This is a genomic window from Microbulbifer sp. ABH2_005 (genome assembly GCF_056160005.1).
On sequence record NZ_JBSWWI010000003.1, the window covers coordinates 76342 to 91858 of the forward strand.

Here is a 15517-nt window from a genome sequence, read left to right on the forward strand (position 1 = left end):
TAACTGAGCAACGGCTGTATAAAGGAAATACAGACCTAGTGTTCCATAAAAATTTGCTAATTCTGGAGCAATAAGGGCTGAAAAGGTCGCTACCAGCAAATATGAGATGAACCCACATAGCATCGCGATACTAAGTCTACATACTAAATAATTTGTTCTTCCCATATTAGTTTTTAATTTTACTTCTCGCATAATGAAGCGAGTCAGACATTAAAAAGCTCTATGACAGAAGGGGTATAGGTTTATTTATTTTCTAATGCTACCTATGTAGTATTAGGTCAAAACCCTTTATTGAAAATCTTACTCTTTTCATATCTTCTGTATATTTACCTAGGTTGTTCCCCTCAAGATCCCAGACATTTTCTTTAGCGAACCACCCATTGGATTCTTGGTCATGGCATTTAAAATGGCTATTTGGGACTACCTTACCGTTTTTCATAGTTGGACCAAAGTTTCTACATTCTTGGCCCCACCTCCACCACTTTAAATCTGGCATATCTACCATACCATCTCTGAGAGGAACGCTGAAAACTATAATGTCCGACTCATAATTTTTATAAACTATATATCTTACGTCCCACTCCTCCTCATAATGTACATCCTGAGTAAGTATTTCACCCGGCTCCAGGTCAGCTATATCAATACTAGGAGATAGTTCACCAGCATTTGCTGGAGGCTTTAGGGCACTACCAAACATACCAAGCATGAATCCGATTCCAATTAGAGAGACAGTAAGAAGGCTGAACCAAAGTAATTTCTTGCGCTTTTCCATTTGATGCTCACAGTGTAGTCAAAATAAGCTTGATTAAAATGTATAATTACCTTATCTGGTGGTGTAAATTGAAATACGGCCATCTAAAGATGGAGAAAATTTTTCTTCAACTAGAGATTTAAGCTTGCTCCATTTTATGGAAAGATTTTCCTAATTACACATAAATCCATCATTTAACGGCTGCTTTTTATTGATAGCTTCGTGCCAACAAAATGGCAACAACATACCCAAGGGGTGGAAAAAATCTTTCAGTATTAAGTATTTCTATCAAAAATACTTATCGCACAAAGCCGGGTATAGCTTGGGTAAATCGTCCTCATCCCACGCTTCGCCAACGGGATCCTCTCTGCCTTCAGAAGTAAGGCGATCATAAGGAAACTCTTCTCCTGTGACCTTCTCGTAGGCATCATTAGCTATATACATGAAGTCCTCAGCTTCGAAGTCTTCAGGTAGCCAATCGGCCAGAGATTCAGGATTTGTTAGTGCTGCTTCAAACTTCTCGCGTCCTCCAAGTATCAAGCCAGCTCTGAAGTAAGTAAAACCATCATCGGAACAGCCACCATTTAAGATATATGCCACAGCCCAAATATCCCAACGGTATGTGAGGTCATTTAGTTCGCACTGCTTTTGCTTGAATGCAATAATTTCATTAGGAGTGAGCTTGCTTACAGCCTCAACTAATCTATCAAAAACTTCCTCAATATCGGATACTCGCTTTGTTACGCTTTCTACCAGATCCCAAAATCTTGAGTCTTCCACGATCACCCCTTTACTTTTAAGATCGTAAATAAGGTCCGAAACGGAACAGCAAGGCTGTGAAACGAAGGTTCAGCCAACGCTGCTGCCATTTTAAAGAAATGATTTTGATCATTCCCCAGAGCGCTTCTTGCGGTTTTCAAGTAGCCAAAGTTGGCCTTCAATATCATTTTTTATCCATGCCTCTTTGGCAGACTTCCATGTATTATTCATATATAGATATCATCTTTTCCTGGTGGAAAAACTAGCTTTCATCTTTTCCAAGCAATAAAAGATGAAAGCTAATTTAATTCCACTGCATCAGCTTGTTAAAGGCTCAATACTTCCCAAGTATCACCCTTGCGAACAAAACCTTTCTCTGAAACTATATGAGGCCACTCGTTCTCAGGATCATAAACTATGTTTCTTACTTGCTTTAGGCCTTCAGCATCTTCTGATCCAGTTACTATTACCAAATCTCTAGATGGAATATAAACAACAATATCTCCCTTTACGGGAAACTGTTCTTTATTCCATAGGCTGTCATAAAGTATGAGTGAGGCTTCATAATTTCCACCTGCTAGTAACATCGATAAAGAGGCAGGATTGCCCTGTATTTGTAATTCAATGGAGTTCCGTAAGTTTTCCTTAGCTAGGGTGCGTAACTCTTCATCTTTAATCTGTAGTTTATCTATATCTTTTTGAGAGATATATCTCATAGAGGTTTCAGTATCAAATACATAGAGGACATAAAGCTCTTCATTTAACTGTTCAAAGTAAAAGGGAAAAGGAGCATCGCTACCTTTTTTTCTAAACATTGCTTCTACTTGAGTAATATAATCTCTATTTTTGATGACTGGGAATATTTGTGTCTTGCCAAAGTTAATTTCTTTTGGTTGGAACAGCTCCTCTAAACTTCCAGTATATTGTTTAATAATATCTTCAAGTGCTTCAGGGCTATCTGTATAAGAAATATAGGCGTTATTTAAAAAAGAAACCTGCTCTTCACCCTCATTGTTTTCGAAGTGGACCTCTAGCTGACCTTTTTTCTCAGCTTTAATACCCACAACCTTTTTTTGAACAGCCTTGATATATCGTTCAACAAACTCATCTTCACTTAACAATTCGTCAGCAAAACTTAATTGGCAGAAAAGTATTATCAATAGGAATGCTATTTTTTTCATTCTTTACCTATAAATAGAATATATGCCATGTATTTATTGGCTTTGTTTACACTTAACTGTTTTATCAATAGCCTCAGACCAGGCTGATTGACTATCAAAGTTTTCAATTAGGCCGTTATTGGCTTGATTACCTGTAAAAGCACCAATACCATGCTGGATCATATATGTTGGATGGTATGTCGGTAGCCCCCGTGTTCGCAAAGCTTCACATACTTGCTCATTACTTTCCAAGATTGTATTTATTTCTGATTGGAGACGAGAAAGCTGTTCCTCCGAAAGGCCGCTTAAGGTATTCATGCGAAGAACAATGATACTTTGATGTGCTGTTTGGTCAATAACTCTTTTGGTATCATAAATTCCATAAGTCATGGCAGCGTAATACATTTTTGCTGCATCTGAATAATTTCCAGAGTTTAGGCATTTCTTCATACCAGAAAATATATCAGCAGGTCTTTGACTGGCCTGGAGCGAATTAATATCTACACAGGCAGCTGGCTTAGGTGCTTCTAGGTTTCCTTTACTTTGAAAGTTTGTAACATCAGAATTGCTAGCGCATGATGTAATAGTGATGGATGCCAGTATTGCAATGATTTTATTCATATATTTGATACCTCTTGTGAAGCCTGCAATATATTTAAAAGAATGCTGCATTATACCGATTTTATATATATCTCAACAATCAGGTTTGCCCTAACCAGAAAACCTATCACCCAGCATATTTTGGGTAAACATATTGTAAATAAGTACTGTCGTACCTAAGGCAGTCTTTATGCATTGGGTGAAAGGATTACTGTCATTGCTGAATGTGTATCGATAATGATCGGTCTATTATTTTTTTATCTTCAACTAGAGAATCTGTAAAGAGTACCAATTTAATTTGCTATTTTTATGATCAGCTTGGATTGTCGTCAGCATAAATGAACAAAAATATAGGCACTAAAATGATCTTGTTGGATTTTATTCAGTTTGTTTTAGTGTCAAAGCTGCGTAAAATCGATTGATATTTATTGGTATTTTGGCCGGAATTAAGTGGTTTTTTGGAGGTTGATGACCAAGGACCAAAGGGATTCGAGAGAATCAAGACATCTAAGAGTTTTCTAAAGAACCATCTTCTTAAAGGAGAAGGGTAGCGTGACGTAAGAGACAGTAAAAGGCGCTGACCCAAGGTGCAGCAACACCAGGGGCCAGCTAACCAAATTGATAAATGACCTATCAAAATGGCTATATGGATCATACGCTAGAAACCCGCTCGTCTTCAATAAAGTGGAGAACATCCAGCGGCTTGGATCGATTCCCCAAGCTCTGGGAGCGTATTGCCTGCCTTTTCTTCTTCTATGCCTACCGTTCCCGCGCACCACCCCGTATTTCCTCACAACGTTACTTTCTCAGCCTTCCATCAGAGAAGGTCTACCCATGGTTTGAGTATCAGTAGGAAATAACTATGTTGATTTTAAAGCGCCGGACCGGTGAAAACTTATGGATTGGAACCAATGTGTCGATAACAGTTTTGGAAGTTAAGGGTAATCAGGTGAAGATTGGGATACGTGCTCCCAGATCCCTGCCTGTGCACCGTGAGGAAATATATATTCGCTTACAGAAAGGGTCTATTCTGGGAAACGAAGATCGGTGAAAAAATTTTTCACGATTAGGGAACGTTCGAAAGAGCGGCAAATTACGGAGCCGAAAACGGAGTAATTTGTCCGCTTGCAAAAATTTTTTTATGATTATAGTTTAACCATTGTGCGTTAAAACTAAGATTTTGTGATCAGGTATTACCATAAGAACTTTCTCTTGTCCGTGAGAGTAGAAAGAGCCTGGTGTTGTTGCAGTATCAATAATGATCTCTTGTAGCTTAGCAGGCATCTTTGCGCACATTAGTTCATAGACCCAGTTTTCAGGTCTTGTCCAATCCTTTCTTGGAGTATGCATCCATTCTCCATAGCTATAATAAAATCTGCTATGCCCTCGTGCTTGTTTGGCGGTATTGAGAAATTCAAGACCCTCCACTTTGATTTTATCTAAAGTTGTTTCTTTCAGCTCATATATATGGACACCACAAGCTTCTCTTATACCTTGTAAATCACTGTTACTATGGAGTGTGCTACCTAGATCGAATTCTATAGGTATTATGTCTCTCCAATGTTGATCATCTAGCCAAACAAGGTAGCCCCCCCCTAAAAATAATATAATTAATATAGAAACTGCTACTTTCATCATGTTTGCCTAGCTGTATGACATCCTAATTAGGTTGGACTTATAAATCATACTAAAATTTAGATACCTATCAATTTCTTCAACGACAAGGAAATATAGCATTAGTCTTTCTTATCCGATTGAAAGTATCTCTTAGCACTATTAGTATGGTTCTTCGACAACCTCTTCTAAGTACTCCTGTGTATATTCGATATCATAAGGCTTATCACCGGCAACTTGTTTCAAAAAGTTAATAATACTCTTACTATCGTCATTAATGTCCAATGTTTGTGCATACTCAAATGCTGAAAGTGGCTTACCTTTATCTGCGTCGTGTTTATAATCATGAGAATGTTCAAAGTTTCTGATTGATACGTATCTTCTGATTTCAACTCCAGCATGTTGAGCAGAGGTGATCGCATCCCATATATTTTTATTTAGAGTCCATGCACTATTTACTTTAGGCTCACCATCGTTCTTTAACCTTACTTCGCCATCGCTATAAAGATGACGCTCATCAGAATCGTGAATAACATGTTGACGAATTTTAAAATGACTTAAAACCTCGATAAAGAAAGGTATATTGTTTTTAGTTCCAGTATTTAATACGAATAGATCACTGTTTGAATAGTGATCCTCGATTAAGCCTCTTAATACTATCGCCTCGGTATCCCCTTCTACGAGAATAACTTCGTCAGAAAAGAATGTTTCACAAATATGTGGGTTAAATCGATTTAGCATTAAAACTCTATCTTTCGTCTCTTCATCTTTAGAGAAAACATTATCTCCAGCTTGATAGATACTTGTTTTTCCATCTTTTCCCTTAACAAACCTGGCAAGAGATGTATGCTCTCTACTCATATCTATTAATTGTGGATCATGAGAAACACAGATTATTTGGTAATCATCCTGTTCGGCAATTTGATAAAGCGTATTTCTAAATTTGCGCTTGTTGCTTGGATGAAGATATAACTCAGGCTCCTCAAAAAGAATAATATGTCTTCCATTATCTTTTGTATCTTTAAATAGAGCTAATATATTTATTATTGCTTGTCGTATTAATCCATGACCATGAAGATCAAACTTGCGATCAGGGACTGATATGACCTCTTCTCCCACCAATTCCTCAACAGCTTCCAAGGCTTCTACAAGCTCCTCCTCATCCCTCTTATCACCAATAGTCACACTAAAGTCTTTTTCAAAAGATTTACTTAGGTCAGCCTCTTTGTATGGTGTAGATTGAATGTTTAATTGCAGATCTGGAAACGTTTCACTGAAATAGCGGTTAGCTTTTTGACTAATTTCGCCAAGGTAGCCTTCCTTCTCTACTTTTTCTTGAAGAGATTGAATCGCATTTAGGGCAGTTTTATATTCTTCCCCATGGTTGGTCTTCAATTTTTTTAGGAGCTTGCTCTTTATTTCTTTTTCTAGCCAATCGGTTAATGACTTTATGCTAGGCATTGCTTCGATGTAAATAATATTAGGGAGTGCGTTTGTAAGAATAGGTTCTAGTCCACCAAATCCACCATCTACAAAATCTCCCTCTTGAGGATCAAAAGTCTTTTTAATTGATGCTTTATCGACTTCATTCCATACTTTTCTAAACTTAACTAACCCGTTCTCGTCAACCCACTTGTCCAAACCCTTTCCTGAAAAATTCTCTATATCACTTTCTTCTTTTAAAAATTGAGCCTCAATTATGATTTCTTTATTGGTATCTTGGTTATAGAAATCTGTTATAAGTGCAGTCTGCTTTGGTGCATTAAAATATTTGTATGCATGAAGAACACTAGATTTGCCAATATTGTTTTTCCCAAAAAGAAAGATAATATTGTTATCTTTAAAGTCGATTATGTTTCCAGAGCCGTTGATAGCTCTGAAATTATCTATTTTCAATGATACGAGCTTCATTTCACTTCCTTATTGTACGATTCCTGAAATTTATATCTTTTTAATGGTTGCGTATATAGAGGAGGGATATCATATCATTTTTCGATATTTCTCAAGGGTAAAAAATACTAACCAGCATATTAGCTAGTACTAATAAAACACACTCTGGTTGAAATGTGATGCCAAATTTCTATTTTGTTCTAGACAATATAAGAAATCGTAAAAATCTATTTTCACCACAAAACATCGTAAATAACATGCCATGAATGACATACATTATAACCATCAAATAAATCAGAGTGCCTGATAGATACTCTGAGGTGGTATGTTAGTAAAAGGGCCTACTGTACAGGATGGCTCGCTTCTTACGCACTAGACGAAAACAAAGCCGCCACCGCCAACAAAGTAGCCACCCAAATCCCACAAAGGATCTTCCAAAAAAGTGAAGCATCCCCTTTCTCAGTAGGATCTTCCCTTAGGTAATCCGGGTTGGGGTTGGCCAGGTCGCGCATAAATTCCGTCAGCGTGGAATAGCGCTGTTCCAGGTCGATACTGCATCCCTGTTCCAGGGCGCGGTCGAACCAGATGGGGACTACGGGATTAAACTGGCTGGCGGTGCGGTAGCGCAGGCGTTCGAAGTCGGCGTGGGAGCGGCAGTTTTCTATTTCCTCGCCGTAGGGCAGTTCGCCGGTAAATATTTCGTAGGCTATGGTGGCGAGGGCATAGATATCGCCGCGAATACCGCTGTTGTGCCCGAGGATATAGTGGGGGTCGGAATAGCTGGCGGTGCCCAGCGCTTCCGGGTGCTCCAGGGGGCGAAAAATCTCGGCACTGCCGGCTACATAAACTGAGCCGAAATCAATAATTTTTACCCGCCCGTCGCCGTCGATCATGATATTGGCTGGGCGCAAATCCTGGTGAATGGTTTCCTGATCGTGGAAGGCCTGTAGCCCGATGGCAATCTCCTTAAGAATACGAAACGCTTCCGCCGGTTTGGGAAAGCGGTTGTGGGTGATCCACTGCTCCAGGGTGCTGCCCTGCACATACTCCATCAGGTAATAGAGCGCGGTGCGCGGTCGGGTCTGGCGGTGCAGGCGCACTACCTGGGGGCTGCGAATACGCAGGCCTATCCACTCCTCTTGAATAAAGCGGTCGATATAGTGGATGTCGTCCTCGTAATTTACCGAGGGGGTTTTCATTACCAGGATTTCCCCGGTAGCACTGTCGCGCACCAGGTACAGCTGGCTACGCTGGGAGGAGAACAACTCCCGTTCCACCTGGTAGCCATCCAATACCATGCCCGGTTCCAATTCCGGCGGGAAGGGCAGGCGGGTAAGCTGGCGGCTGTAGTCGTCCAGGGTGGTTTGTGGCAATGCCTTTACCTTTACCACTAATGCGGAGAGGTTATCGTCACTGCTGTTTTCCTCGGCGAGACGCACCAGGGTTTCCGCTGTTTCCTGTTCGCTTATTTGAGTATTTGCCAACAGCTCCCGCAGCAAATCCTGTTTAATAAAGTCGTGCACGCCGTCGCTGGTAATCAGCAGCACATCGTCCTTAGCCAGGCTGAGCTGGCCGTAATCCACTTGCAGGCCGGTATCCATTCCCAGCGCGCGGGACAGCATCTGCTGGCGGTGGGCCAGGGTGATGTTGTGGTCCCGGGTGAGGCATTTAAGGTTGTCGCCGCGCAGGTGATAGATACGGCTGTCGCCGATATGGAAATAGTGGGCGGTGCGGGATTTAAAAATCAGGGCAGAGAAGGTGCAGAGGAAGCCCTTTTCCTGTTGGGGAAAGTCGTGGCTCTTGCGGTATAGCTTGCTGTTAATGGAGGCGAGGATTTTCTGTCCGGCGTGGGCTACAGACCAGGTATCCGGCACCTTGTAATAGTCCCGCACAAATTGCTCGGTGGCGGTGTGGCTGGCTTGGGCACCAGCTTCGGCGGAGCTGACTCCGTCTGCCAGTGCGGCTACCGCGCCTAGGTATTCCTGCAAGTGCGGGTTGTCTGGCCAGTGGTAGATTGCGGCATCTTCGTTCTGCTGTTTGATGCCGGCACTGGTGCAGAGGCCGTGGCTCAATCGCGGTGTCTGGGCTTCGGGGTTTGCCTCGGTTTCTGTTTGCACCCCGGAATTGGTTTCGCTCACAGCTTTCTCCACTCTCTTTTCGTCCCCTCAGGCCAACGGCGAAAAACAAAGAAGGGCCATTGGCCCTCCTTTGCGTTTGTTGCTGGATAGCTGCTTTACGATCACCCTGTCTTGATCACTCCACGCTGATCAGCTGCACTGTGCCATCCGGTAGCACTTCGGCGATATTGCCTTTGGGCTCCTCCAGGAACAGGCAGGCGAAGAAGATCACCGCTGCTGCGCCGCAGATAATCAGGAAGAACTGGCTGTAGCTGACATAAGACAGGGCGGTGAGGAAAGTAACCGCACCCACGTTGCCGTAGGCCCCGGCCATGCCGGCGATCTGCCCGGTCATGCGGCGTTTTACCAGGGGTACGATGGCGAACACGGCACCTTCACCGGCCTGCACGAAGAAAGAGCAACACATGGTGGCAACTACCGCTGCGGGAATCCACCAGCCGCCGTTGATCTGGCTCAGTACAAAGTAACCCACTGCCAGGCCGCCGATCAGGAACATCAGGCTGCGGCGGCGTCCCAGTTTGTCAGAGAAGTATCCACCGGTTGGGCGAGCCACCAGGTTCATAAAGGCGAAGCCAGAGGCGAGCAGGCCGGCCTTCACCGGGCTCAATCCTTCAAAGGTTTCCAGGAAGAACAGGGGCAGCATAGAAACCACGGCCAGCTCTGAGCCGAAGGTGACGAAGTAGGCTAGGTCGAGGATGGCTACCTGCTTGAAGTTGTATTTCTCCAGCTCGGGCACGCCCTCGCGCAGGTGGTCTTTGTTTACATTCCAGATCATACGGGTCTGGAAGGCGAATAGTGCTACCAGCAGTCCCCACATTACGTAGGTGGCATTCTGGCTCAGCAGGGCTACGCCACTGGGAGACAGTTTGTAAGCCAGCGCCGCCAGTGCCAGGTACATGGGCACATTCATCAGCAGGTAGAAGTAGAAATCCCGCTTGCTGGTCACTTCCAGGCCGCCGCTCTTTTTCGGCTTGAAATAAGTGGAGCCTTTAGGGGTATTGCGGGCAACGCGATAGTAGATGATGCCGTACAGGCCGGCGATGATGCCGGTGAGGCCCAGGGCATAGCGCCAGCCGTCTTCACCACCGAACAACAGGGCGATGGTGGGCAGGGTCATGGCACCGGCAGCAGAACCGAAATTCCCCCAGCCGCCGTAAATACCTTCTGCTAAGCCAACTTGTTTGGCCGGGAACCATTCACCCACCATGCGGATACCAATGACAAAGCCGGCACCGACAAATCCCAGCAGGAAGCGGAACAGGGCAAGGGATTGGTAACTGTCTGCGGTGGCGAAGCCCAAACAGATTAAAGATGAGGTCATCAGCAGCCCGCTGTACACCAGGCGCGGCCCCAATTTATCCACCAGCATACCGATAATGATACGGGCGGGGATGGTGAGTGCCACATTGAGGATTAACAGGGCTTTTACCTGCTGGCTGGTGAGGTCGAACGCTTCCTTGATAAAGACCATCAGCGGAGCATGGGAGAACCACACTACGAAGCTCAGGAAAAACGCAAACCAGGTAACGTGCAGCGTCTTTATTTTGGGGTCGCCCCAATTAAATAAATTGAGGCCGCTGGATTGACTCATGACTAATTTCTCCGGCTTCACAGCAACTTAGAGGTGGATAGGGTCATGGCCGATAGTATTTGAGCAGCGCTAAAGGGAAAGTACACAAAGGGGGTAGTTGGGTACAGCATAAAGGCTTTGGTGCTTGGTGTTAGCCCATTTGGGGTAGAGCCTTTTAAGGGGAGCTGCTGCCTATTGAATAAGGTTTACCCCTTGTTGAGTAGCCATAAAAAATCGCCTTGTGAGCGGAGAGTTTTTGGGAGTAATTGTGATTGCTGGGGTTTTTATGCATCTTGCTGGCAGGTGGCCTCTATTGGTACCGCTGTTTTTTAGCCGTTCGTAGCGGCGCAACAGGTACGCATTGATCGGGCAGCCGATGTGGTGACCAAATCATTTTCCCGAAAACTGAAAAATTAGGAGAAGCCCGCCGTGCAATATACCCAGCAACTCGCCGGGCGCGTGCTGATATTTGCCTCGGCCATGTTTGCTGCGAACTTTTCCGTGTGGACACTCTATGCGGTGCTTGGAGTGGAAGTCCGCGAGCAGCTAGACCTCTCAGCCACAGAATACGGCATCTTACTGGCCGCGCCGATCCTGAGCGGTGCGCTGCTGCGTTTTCCCGCCGGCTTGTTGGTGGAATATTTCTCGGCAAAAAAACTCATCCTCCTGCAAATGCTATTGCTGCTGCCGGTGCTTTTACTCTTGCCCTATATCGAGAGTTACAGTGAGCATCTACTGGCCGGTTTGTGGTTGGGGATTTCCGGGGTCTCCTTTGTGTTGGGTATTCGCTATATCACTCCGTGGTTCGAAAGGAGGCAGCAGGGCACCGCGATGGGCATTTTTGGTGCAGGCAATGCTGGGGCGGCAATCACCCTGGCCCTGGCGCCAGCGATCCAGAATTGGCTGGGGCGAGAATGGATTGGGCCGATTTATGCGGTCGGTATTTTGCTTATGGTGGTGTTATTCGAATTTTGTGCGCCTGAAGAAACCCGCTATATGCGCAGTCGCAGCAAGGCAAAAATTCATCACCATCTAAGAGCACTGATGCAGATCAAGGTGTGGCGCTATGGGCTCTATTATTATTTTGTCTTCGGCAGCTTTCTCGCACTTTTACTGTGGCTGCCGAATTACTACCTGGCGGTGTACGAAGTCAGCACCCAGGTGGCGATGGCGCTGACCCTGCTGTTTGTGGCCTTGTCCAGTTCGCTGCGTGCGTTGGGTGGCTGGTTTGCAGATCGCTATGGTGCGCGCACGGTGAATTGGAGTGTGTTTTGGACCTGCTTGGTATGCCTGTTTTTTCTCAGCTACCCCCCGACCAGTATGACGATTCATGGGGTGGAACGGGATGTGCATCTAAATATCGAGGTGAGCATAGAGCTGTTTACCTTGTTATTGCTGGTGATTGGTATTGCCCAGGGGTTTGGTCGCGCTTCGGTTTACAAGGCGATACACGATAATTTTCCGGCACATATGGGCAGTGTCGGTGGCACTGTAGCCACAATCGGTGCGCTGGGTGGTTTTACTCTGCCGGTGCTGTTTGGTATCGCACAGGATTTAGTGGGTATTCACAGTGCGGCGTTTATGTTGCTCTACGGCGTACTGGCAGTTTGTATGTTGGTAATGTACCTGGCAATCCAGAGGGAGCAGCATCAACAGCGTTTGGCCTTCGCCAGGCAAAATAATTTTTTGCATGAGGATGCGAGTAACTCTGCGGCTTTGCCAGATAGGTAGCGCCCACTACCAAAATGGAATTATGTTTGTGTAAAGGGTAGGAAGTATTTATTTTTTTCTACCGAAAAAAACTGTGGTTTCATCCACGTCTGAAAAATTGTAATTTGTCACTGTCACTCCGTTGTTGCAAAGGAAAAGCGTAATGACCATTTCCAGATTTCCCAAAATTTTCGGTGCTCTACTGTTGGGGGCCTGCAGCACAGTCGCATTGCAGGCCGCTGCGCAAGATGGTGAAAATGCCACTCTTGTCGATGCGCTTAAATCCGGTGAAGTTGGGTTGAATCTGCGTTATCGCGTGGAGATCGTCGACCAGGAAGATTATGACCAGGATGGTATTAATGGGGATGCTCTCGCGTCCACTCTGAGAACCCGCCTCAACTGGCGCAGTGGCAGCTATCGTGGTTTCAGCGGTTTCCTCGAGATGGACGATGTTACTGCGGTCGGTAACGACAACTACAACTCCACCGTCAATGGAAAAACTAATTATCCGGTAGTGGCCGATCCAGATGGCACCGAGGTTAACCAAGCCTATGTTCGCTATAACGGTGAGAATTCCATAATTACTGCTGGTCGCCAGCGTATTAACCTCGATGGCCAGCGTTTTGTTGGTGGTGTTGGCTGGAGGCAGAACGAGCAGACTTACGACGGCATTCGCTATCAGTATGGCAGCGCTGACAGCCTGCAGCTGGATTACAGCTACGTATACAACGTAAACCGGGTTTTTGGTGAAGATAGTTCCAATGCTGAATTTGAAGGCAATATCCAGCTGTTACACGCAAGCTATCCGATCGCCGATGGGCATAAACTGAGCGGCTTTGCTTATAACCTCGATTTGGAAAACTCAGTAGCTAATGCAAGCCGCACCTATGGTGTGGACTACAAAGGCAATTTCGGCCCTGTAAAAGCCAATCTGAGCTATGCACGCCAGAACGATATAGCGGATAACCCTTTTGATTACAGTGCGGACTACTACCTGGCAGAAGTGGGAGCCGACCTGGGCCCGGTAACCGCAAAACTCGGTTATGAAGTGCTGGGCTCTGATAACGGTGTTGGTTTCAAAACGCCTCTGGCTACCCTGCATAAATTCCAGGGCTACACCGACCAGTTCCTGGCAACCCCCGGTGACGGCGTAGAGGATATGTACATCAGCGGCGCTATGAAAATAGCCGGCGGTAACTTGAATATGGCCTATCACAATTTTGATGCAAATGAAGGTTCCGCAAATTATGGCCATGAGTGGAATATCAGCTACGGCCGCAAGCTGACAGAGGAAATTTCTGCACTGGTGAAATATGCCTCTTACCAGGCTGACGATCACAACGTGGATACCGATAAGTTCTGGTTAATGGTGACCGCGAATTTCTAATTAAATAAAGCCGCTTCATAGCGAGGCCCCGGCTCTGGTCGGGGTTTTACTTATTAAAACCGATCAATTTCTGTAGGGGAACTTTTCGGTTTTTAGCCATTCTGCCCACTGAATTTCCACTTTGTGATGTTATTTCCCTTACCGGTTGGCATCACTGTGAGTACCTAGGGAGTACCACCTTTGCCCCAAGCATAAATTAACCAGCTTGATACACTGACATCAGTTTAAACACCGAGTCCCGCTACCTAAACCGCGTCGTTTTTATTGACGCTGCAAGGTGCCGGGACCGTGGCCGTACCGGCCACCAGGGTCTAGCGGGAAACTGCGCGGCCTCCCGACATTGGAAAGGCGTTTAATGTTACAAGACAATTTTGGCCGTAGGTTTTACTACCTGCGCCTGTCCGTGACGGACATCTGCAACTACCGCTGCAACTATTGCCTGCCCGAGGGCATCGGTTGCGGACGTTCCCTGGAAGGGGAAAATCCTCTCTCAGTCGCTGAGGTGGGCACACTGGTGCGCGCTTTCGCTTCACTGGGGACGGAAAAGGTGCGCCTTACCGGCGGAGAGCCCTCCCTGCGCAAAGACCTGGTGCCGCTGCTCGAAGCCGTGCGCGCTAGCGATAAGATTCGCCGCTTAGCCATCACCACCAACGGTTACCGCCTGCCCAGTCAGATTGACGACTGGCACCGCGCGGGCCTGGATCAGGTGAATGTCAGCATCGACAGCCTCGACCCGGCTCAATTCCACCATATCACCGGCCACAATCGCCTGGATAAAGCCTTAGCAGGCCTGGATCGCGCCCTGGCCCTGGGTATCGATACCAAGGTCAACGCCGTGCTGATGCGCCAGTACAACCTGGCCGAGCTGGATAATTTCCTTGCCTGGATTCGTGAGACTCCGGTGACACTGCGTTTTATTGAGTTGATGCGCACTGGCGATAATCGTGACTTCTTCGCCAGCAACCATGTCTCCGGTGGCGATATAGAAACCCTGTTGCTGCGGGAAGGCTGGGAACAGATGATCCGCCCCCGCGATGCCGGTCCGGCGCGGGAGTATTTCCACCCGGATTACGCCGGCCGTATCGGCCTGATTACCCCTTACGGCAAAGACTTCTGTGCAAGCTGCAACCGCCTGCGGGTATCGGCCCAGGGCAAGCTGCACCTATGCCTGTTCGCAGATCAGGGCTTTGATATGCGCGAAATCATCGCCGCTGGCGATAGCGAGGCTCTGGCGGCCCATATCCGCGAGTTGATTGTGGATAAGACCGCAGGCCACCAGTTGCACGAAGGTTTTACCGGCGCTACCCGCAACCTGGCGATGCTGGGGGGCTAGGGTTATGGCCAGGGCTTTTGTTGGCAAATCGACAATCGGCGTGGTGCTGGCCGGCGGCCGCTCCAGCCGGATGGGCCGCGACAAGGCCTTGCTGGCCCACCCCCAACGGGGCAATTTCTTGCAGCATGCCGAGGCATTGCTGAGTGAGCTTCCGCTGGCAAAAGTCATCACCAGCGGCGCCCGTCCCGGAGCGATTGAAGACCTGGTGCCAGAGCGTGGCCCACTGGGCGGCCTTTATTCGGTAGCCCTGGCAACCGGTGCCGATGCGGCCCTGGTGATTCCGGTAGATATGCCCCTGCTCGGGCGGGAGCACCTCGCAGAGTTATTGGCAGAGGGGCAGGCAAGTGGCCGGCCCTGTTATTTTGAAAACTTCTTTTTTCCCCTGTGGCTGCCTTTAAATGGCGACTGCCTGGATTATTTGCGCCGTGCCGTCGAAGGCAGTGCGCGTAATTCTGTCGGCGCGCTGCTGCGTCACCTGGGGGCCAAATCCATACCCATAAAAAGTGCCGGCGATTGGCATCGCAATATCAATACGCCGGCAGATTATCTCGGCTTGAGTACGCCGGATAAAACTCCAGAAAACAGTTTTTTGAGAGACCACTGAT

General features: G+C 46.5%; 14 protein-coding genes, 1 pseudogene and 1 riboswitch. Of the genes and pseudogenes, 6 read left to right on the forward strand and 9 right to left on the reverse strand.

The genetic code is table 11. The features are described from left to right. Positions 1-259 precede the first annotated feature (259 nt). The 5 genes and pseudogenes from ACXAFI_RS19235 to ACXAFI_RS19255 all read right to left on the reverse strand — a co-directional run bounded on the left by ACXAFI_RS19235 (position 260) and on the right by ACXAFI_RS19255 (position 3291). The gene (locus ACXAFI_RS19235) at positions 260-772 is read right to left on the reverse strand and encodes a hypothetical protein (RefSeq protein WP_475110069.1); all 513 of its coding nucleotides are present in this window, start codon (positions 770-772) and stop codon (positions 260-262) included. A 57-nt stretch (positions 773-829) separates the two neighbouring features. Beyond that, positions 830-910, reverse strand: a pseudogene (locus ACXAFI_RS19240) (SF0329 family protein); the annotation flags it as partial. Positions 911-1039: 129 nt separating this feature from the next. Continuing rightward, the gene (locus ACXAFI_RS19245) at positions 1040-1531 is read right to left on the reverse strand and encodes a DUF4240 domain-containing protein (protein ID WP_475110070.1); all 492 of its coding nucleotides are present in this window, start codon (positions 1529-1531) and stop codon (positions 1040-1042) included. Between the two features lie 305 nt (positions 1532-1836). Continuing rightward, a complete protein-coding gene (locus ACXAFI_RS19250; RefSeq protein WP_475110071.1) occupies positions 1837-2691 on the reverse strand; it encodes a DUF1444 family protein in 855 nt (284 codons plus the stop codon). A gap of 33 nt (positions 2692-2724) precedes the next feature. Next, entirely contained in the window at positions 2725-3291 is a 567-nt protein-coding gene (locus ACXAFI_RS19255) for a hypothetical protein (RefSeq protein ID WP_475110072.1), read from the reverse strand. A 604-nt stretch (positions 3292-3895) separates the two neighbouring features. Between ACXAFI_RS19255 and ACXAFI_RS19260 the strand changes: the two genes are divergently transcribed. Both ACXAFI_RS19260 and csrA read left to right on the forward strand, forming a co-directional pair. Further along, complete coding sequence (locus tag ACXAFI_RS19260) at positions 3896-4123, forward strand: hypothetical protein (RefSeq protein WP_475110073.1); 228 nt, start codon at positions 3896-3898, stop codon at positions 4121-4123. A 9-nt stretch (positions 4124-4132) separates the two neighbouring features. After that, positions 4133-4321, forward strand: a complete 189-nt coding sequence (csrA, locus tag ACXAFI_RS19265; RefSeq protein ID WP_475110074.1) for a carbon storage regulator CsrA — start codon at positions 4133-4135, stop codon at positions 4319-4321. Between the two features lie 101 nt (positions 4322-4422). Here csrA and ACXAFI_RS19270 read toward each other — a convergent pair whose 3' ends face one another. The 4 genes from ACXAFI_RS19270 to ACXAFI_RS19285 form a co-directional block, all read right to left on the reverse strand. Next, complete coding sequence (locus ACXAFI_RS19270) at positions 4423-4908, reverse strand: hypothetical protein (RefSeq protein WP_475110075.1); 486 nt, start codon at positions 4906-4908, stop codon at positions 4423-4425. A gap of 138 nt (positions 4909-5046) precedes the next feature. Beyond that, positions 5047-6795: an ATP-dependent nuclease gene (locus tag ACXAFI_RS19275; RefSeq protein ID WP_475110076.1), complete on the reverse strand. Its 1749-nt coding sequence runs from the start codon at positions 6793-6795 to the stop codon at positions 5047-5049. Between the two features lie 344 nt (positions 6796-7139). After that, a complete protein-coding gene (locus ACXAFI_RS19280; RefSeq protein ID WP_475110077.1) occupies positions 7140-8912 on the reverse strand; it encodes a bifunctional protein-serine/threonine kinase/phosphatase in 1773 nt (590 codons plus the stop codon). Between the two features lie 115 nt (positions 8913-9027). Next, complete coding sequence (locus tag ACXAFI_RS19285) at positions 9028-10503, reverse strand: NarK family nitrate/nitrite MFS transporter (RefSeq protein WP_444920684.1); 1476 nt, start codon at positions 10501-10503, stop codon at positions 9028-9030. Positions 10504-10911: 408 nt separating this feature from the next. Between ACXAFI_RS19285 and ACXAFI_RS19290 the strand changes: the two genes are divergently transcribed. The 4 genes from ACXAFI_RS19290 to mobA all read left to right on the forward strand — a co-directional run bounded on the left by ACXAFI_RS19290 (position 10912) and on the right by mobA (position 15516). Next, positions 10912-12213, forward strand: coding sequence for an MFS transporter (locus tag ACXAFI_RS19290; RefSeq protein WP_475110078.1), 1302 nt, complete (start codon positions 10912-10914; stop codon positions 12211-12213). Between the two features lie 142 nt (positions 12214-12355). Further along, a complete protein-coding gene (locus ACXAFI_RS19295) occupies positions 12356-13579 on the forward strand; it encodes an alginate export family protein (RefSeq protein ID WP_475107061.1) in 1224 nt (407 codons plus the stop codon). A gap of 217 nt (positions 13580-13796) precedes the next feature. Beyond that, a riboswitch (molybdenum cofactor riboswitch) is annotated at positions 13797-13946 on the forward strand. Further along, positions 13935-14912 carry a GTP 3',8-cyclase MoaA gene (gene moaA, locus ACXAFI_RS19300; RefSeq protein ID WP_475110079.1) on the forward strand — a complete coding sequence of 326 codons (978 nt, stop codon included), beginning with the start codon at positions 13935-13937 and terminating at the stop codon, positions 14910-14912. Its footprint overlaps the riboswitch before it by 12 nt. 4 nt (positions 14913-14916) lie before the next feature. Then, the gene (gene mobA / locus ACXAFI_RS19305) at positions 14917-15516 is read left to right on the forward strand and encodes a molybdenum cofactor guanylyltransferase (RefSeq protein ID WP_475110080.1); all 600 of its coding nucleotides are present in this window, start codon (positions 14917-14919) and stop codon (positions 15514-15516) included. The last annotated feature ends 1 nt before the right edge of the window (position 15517 follow it).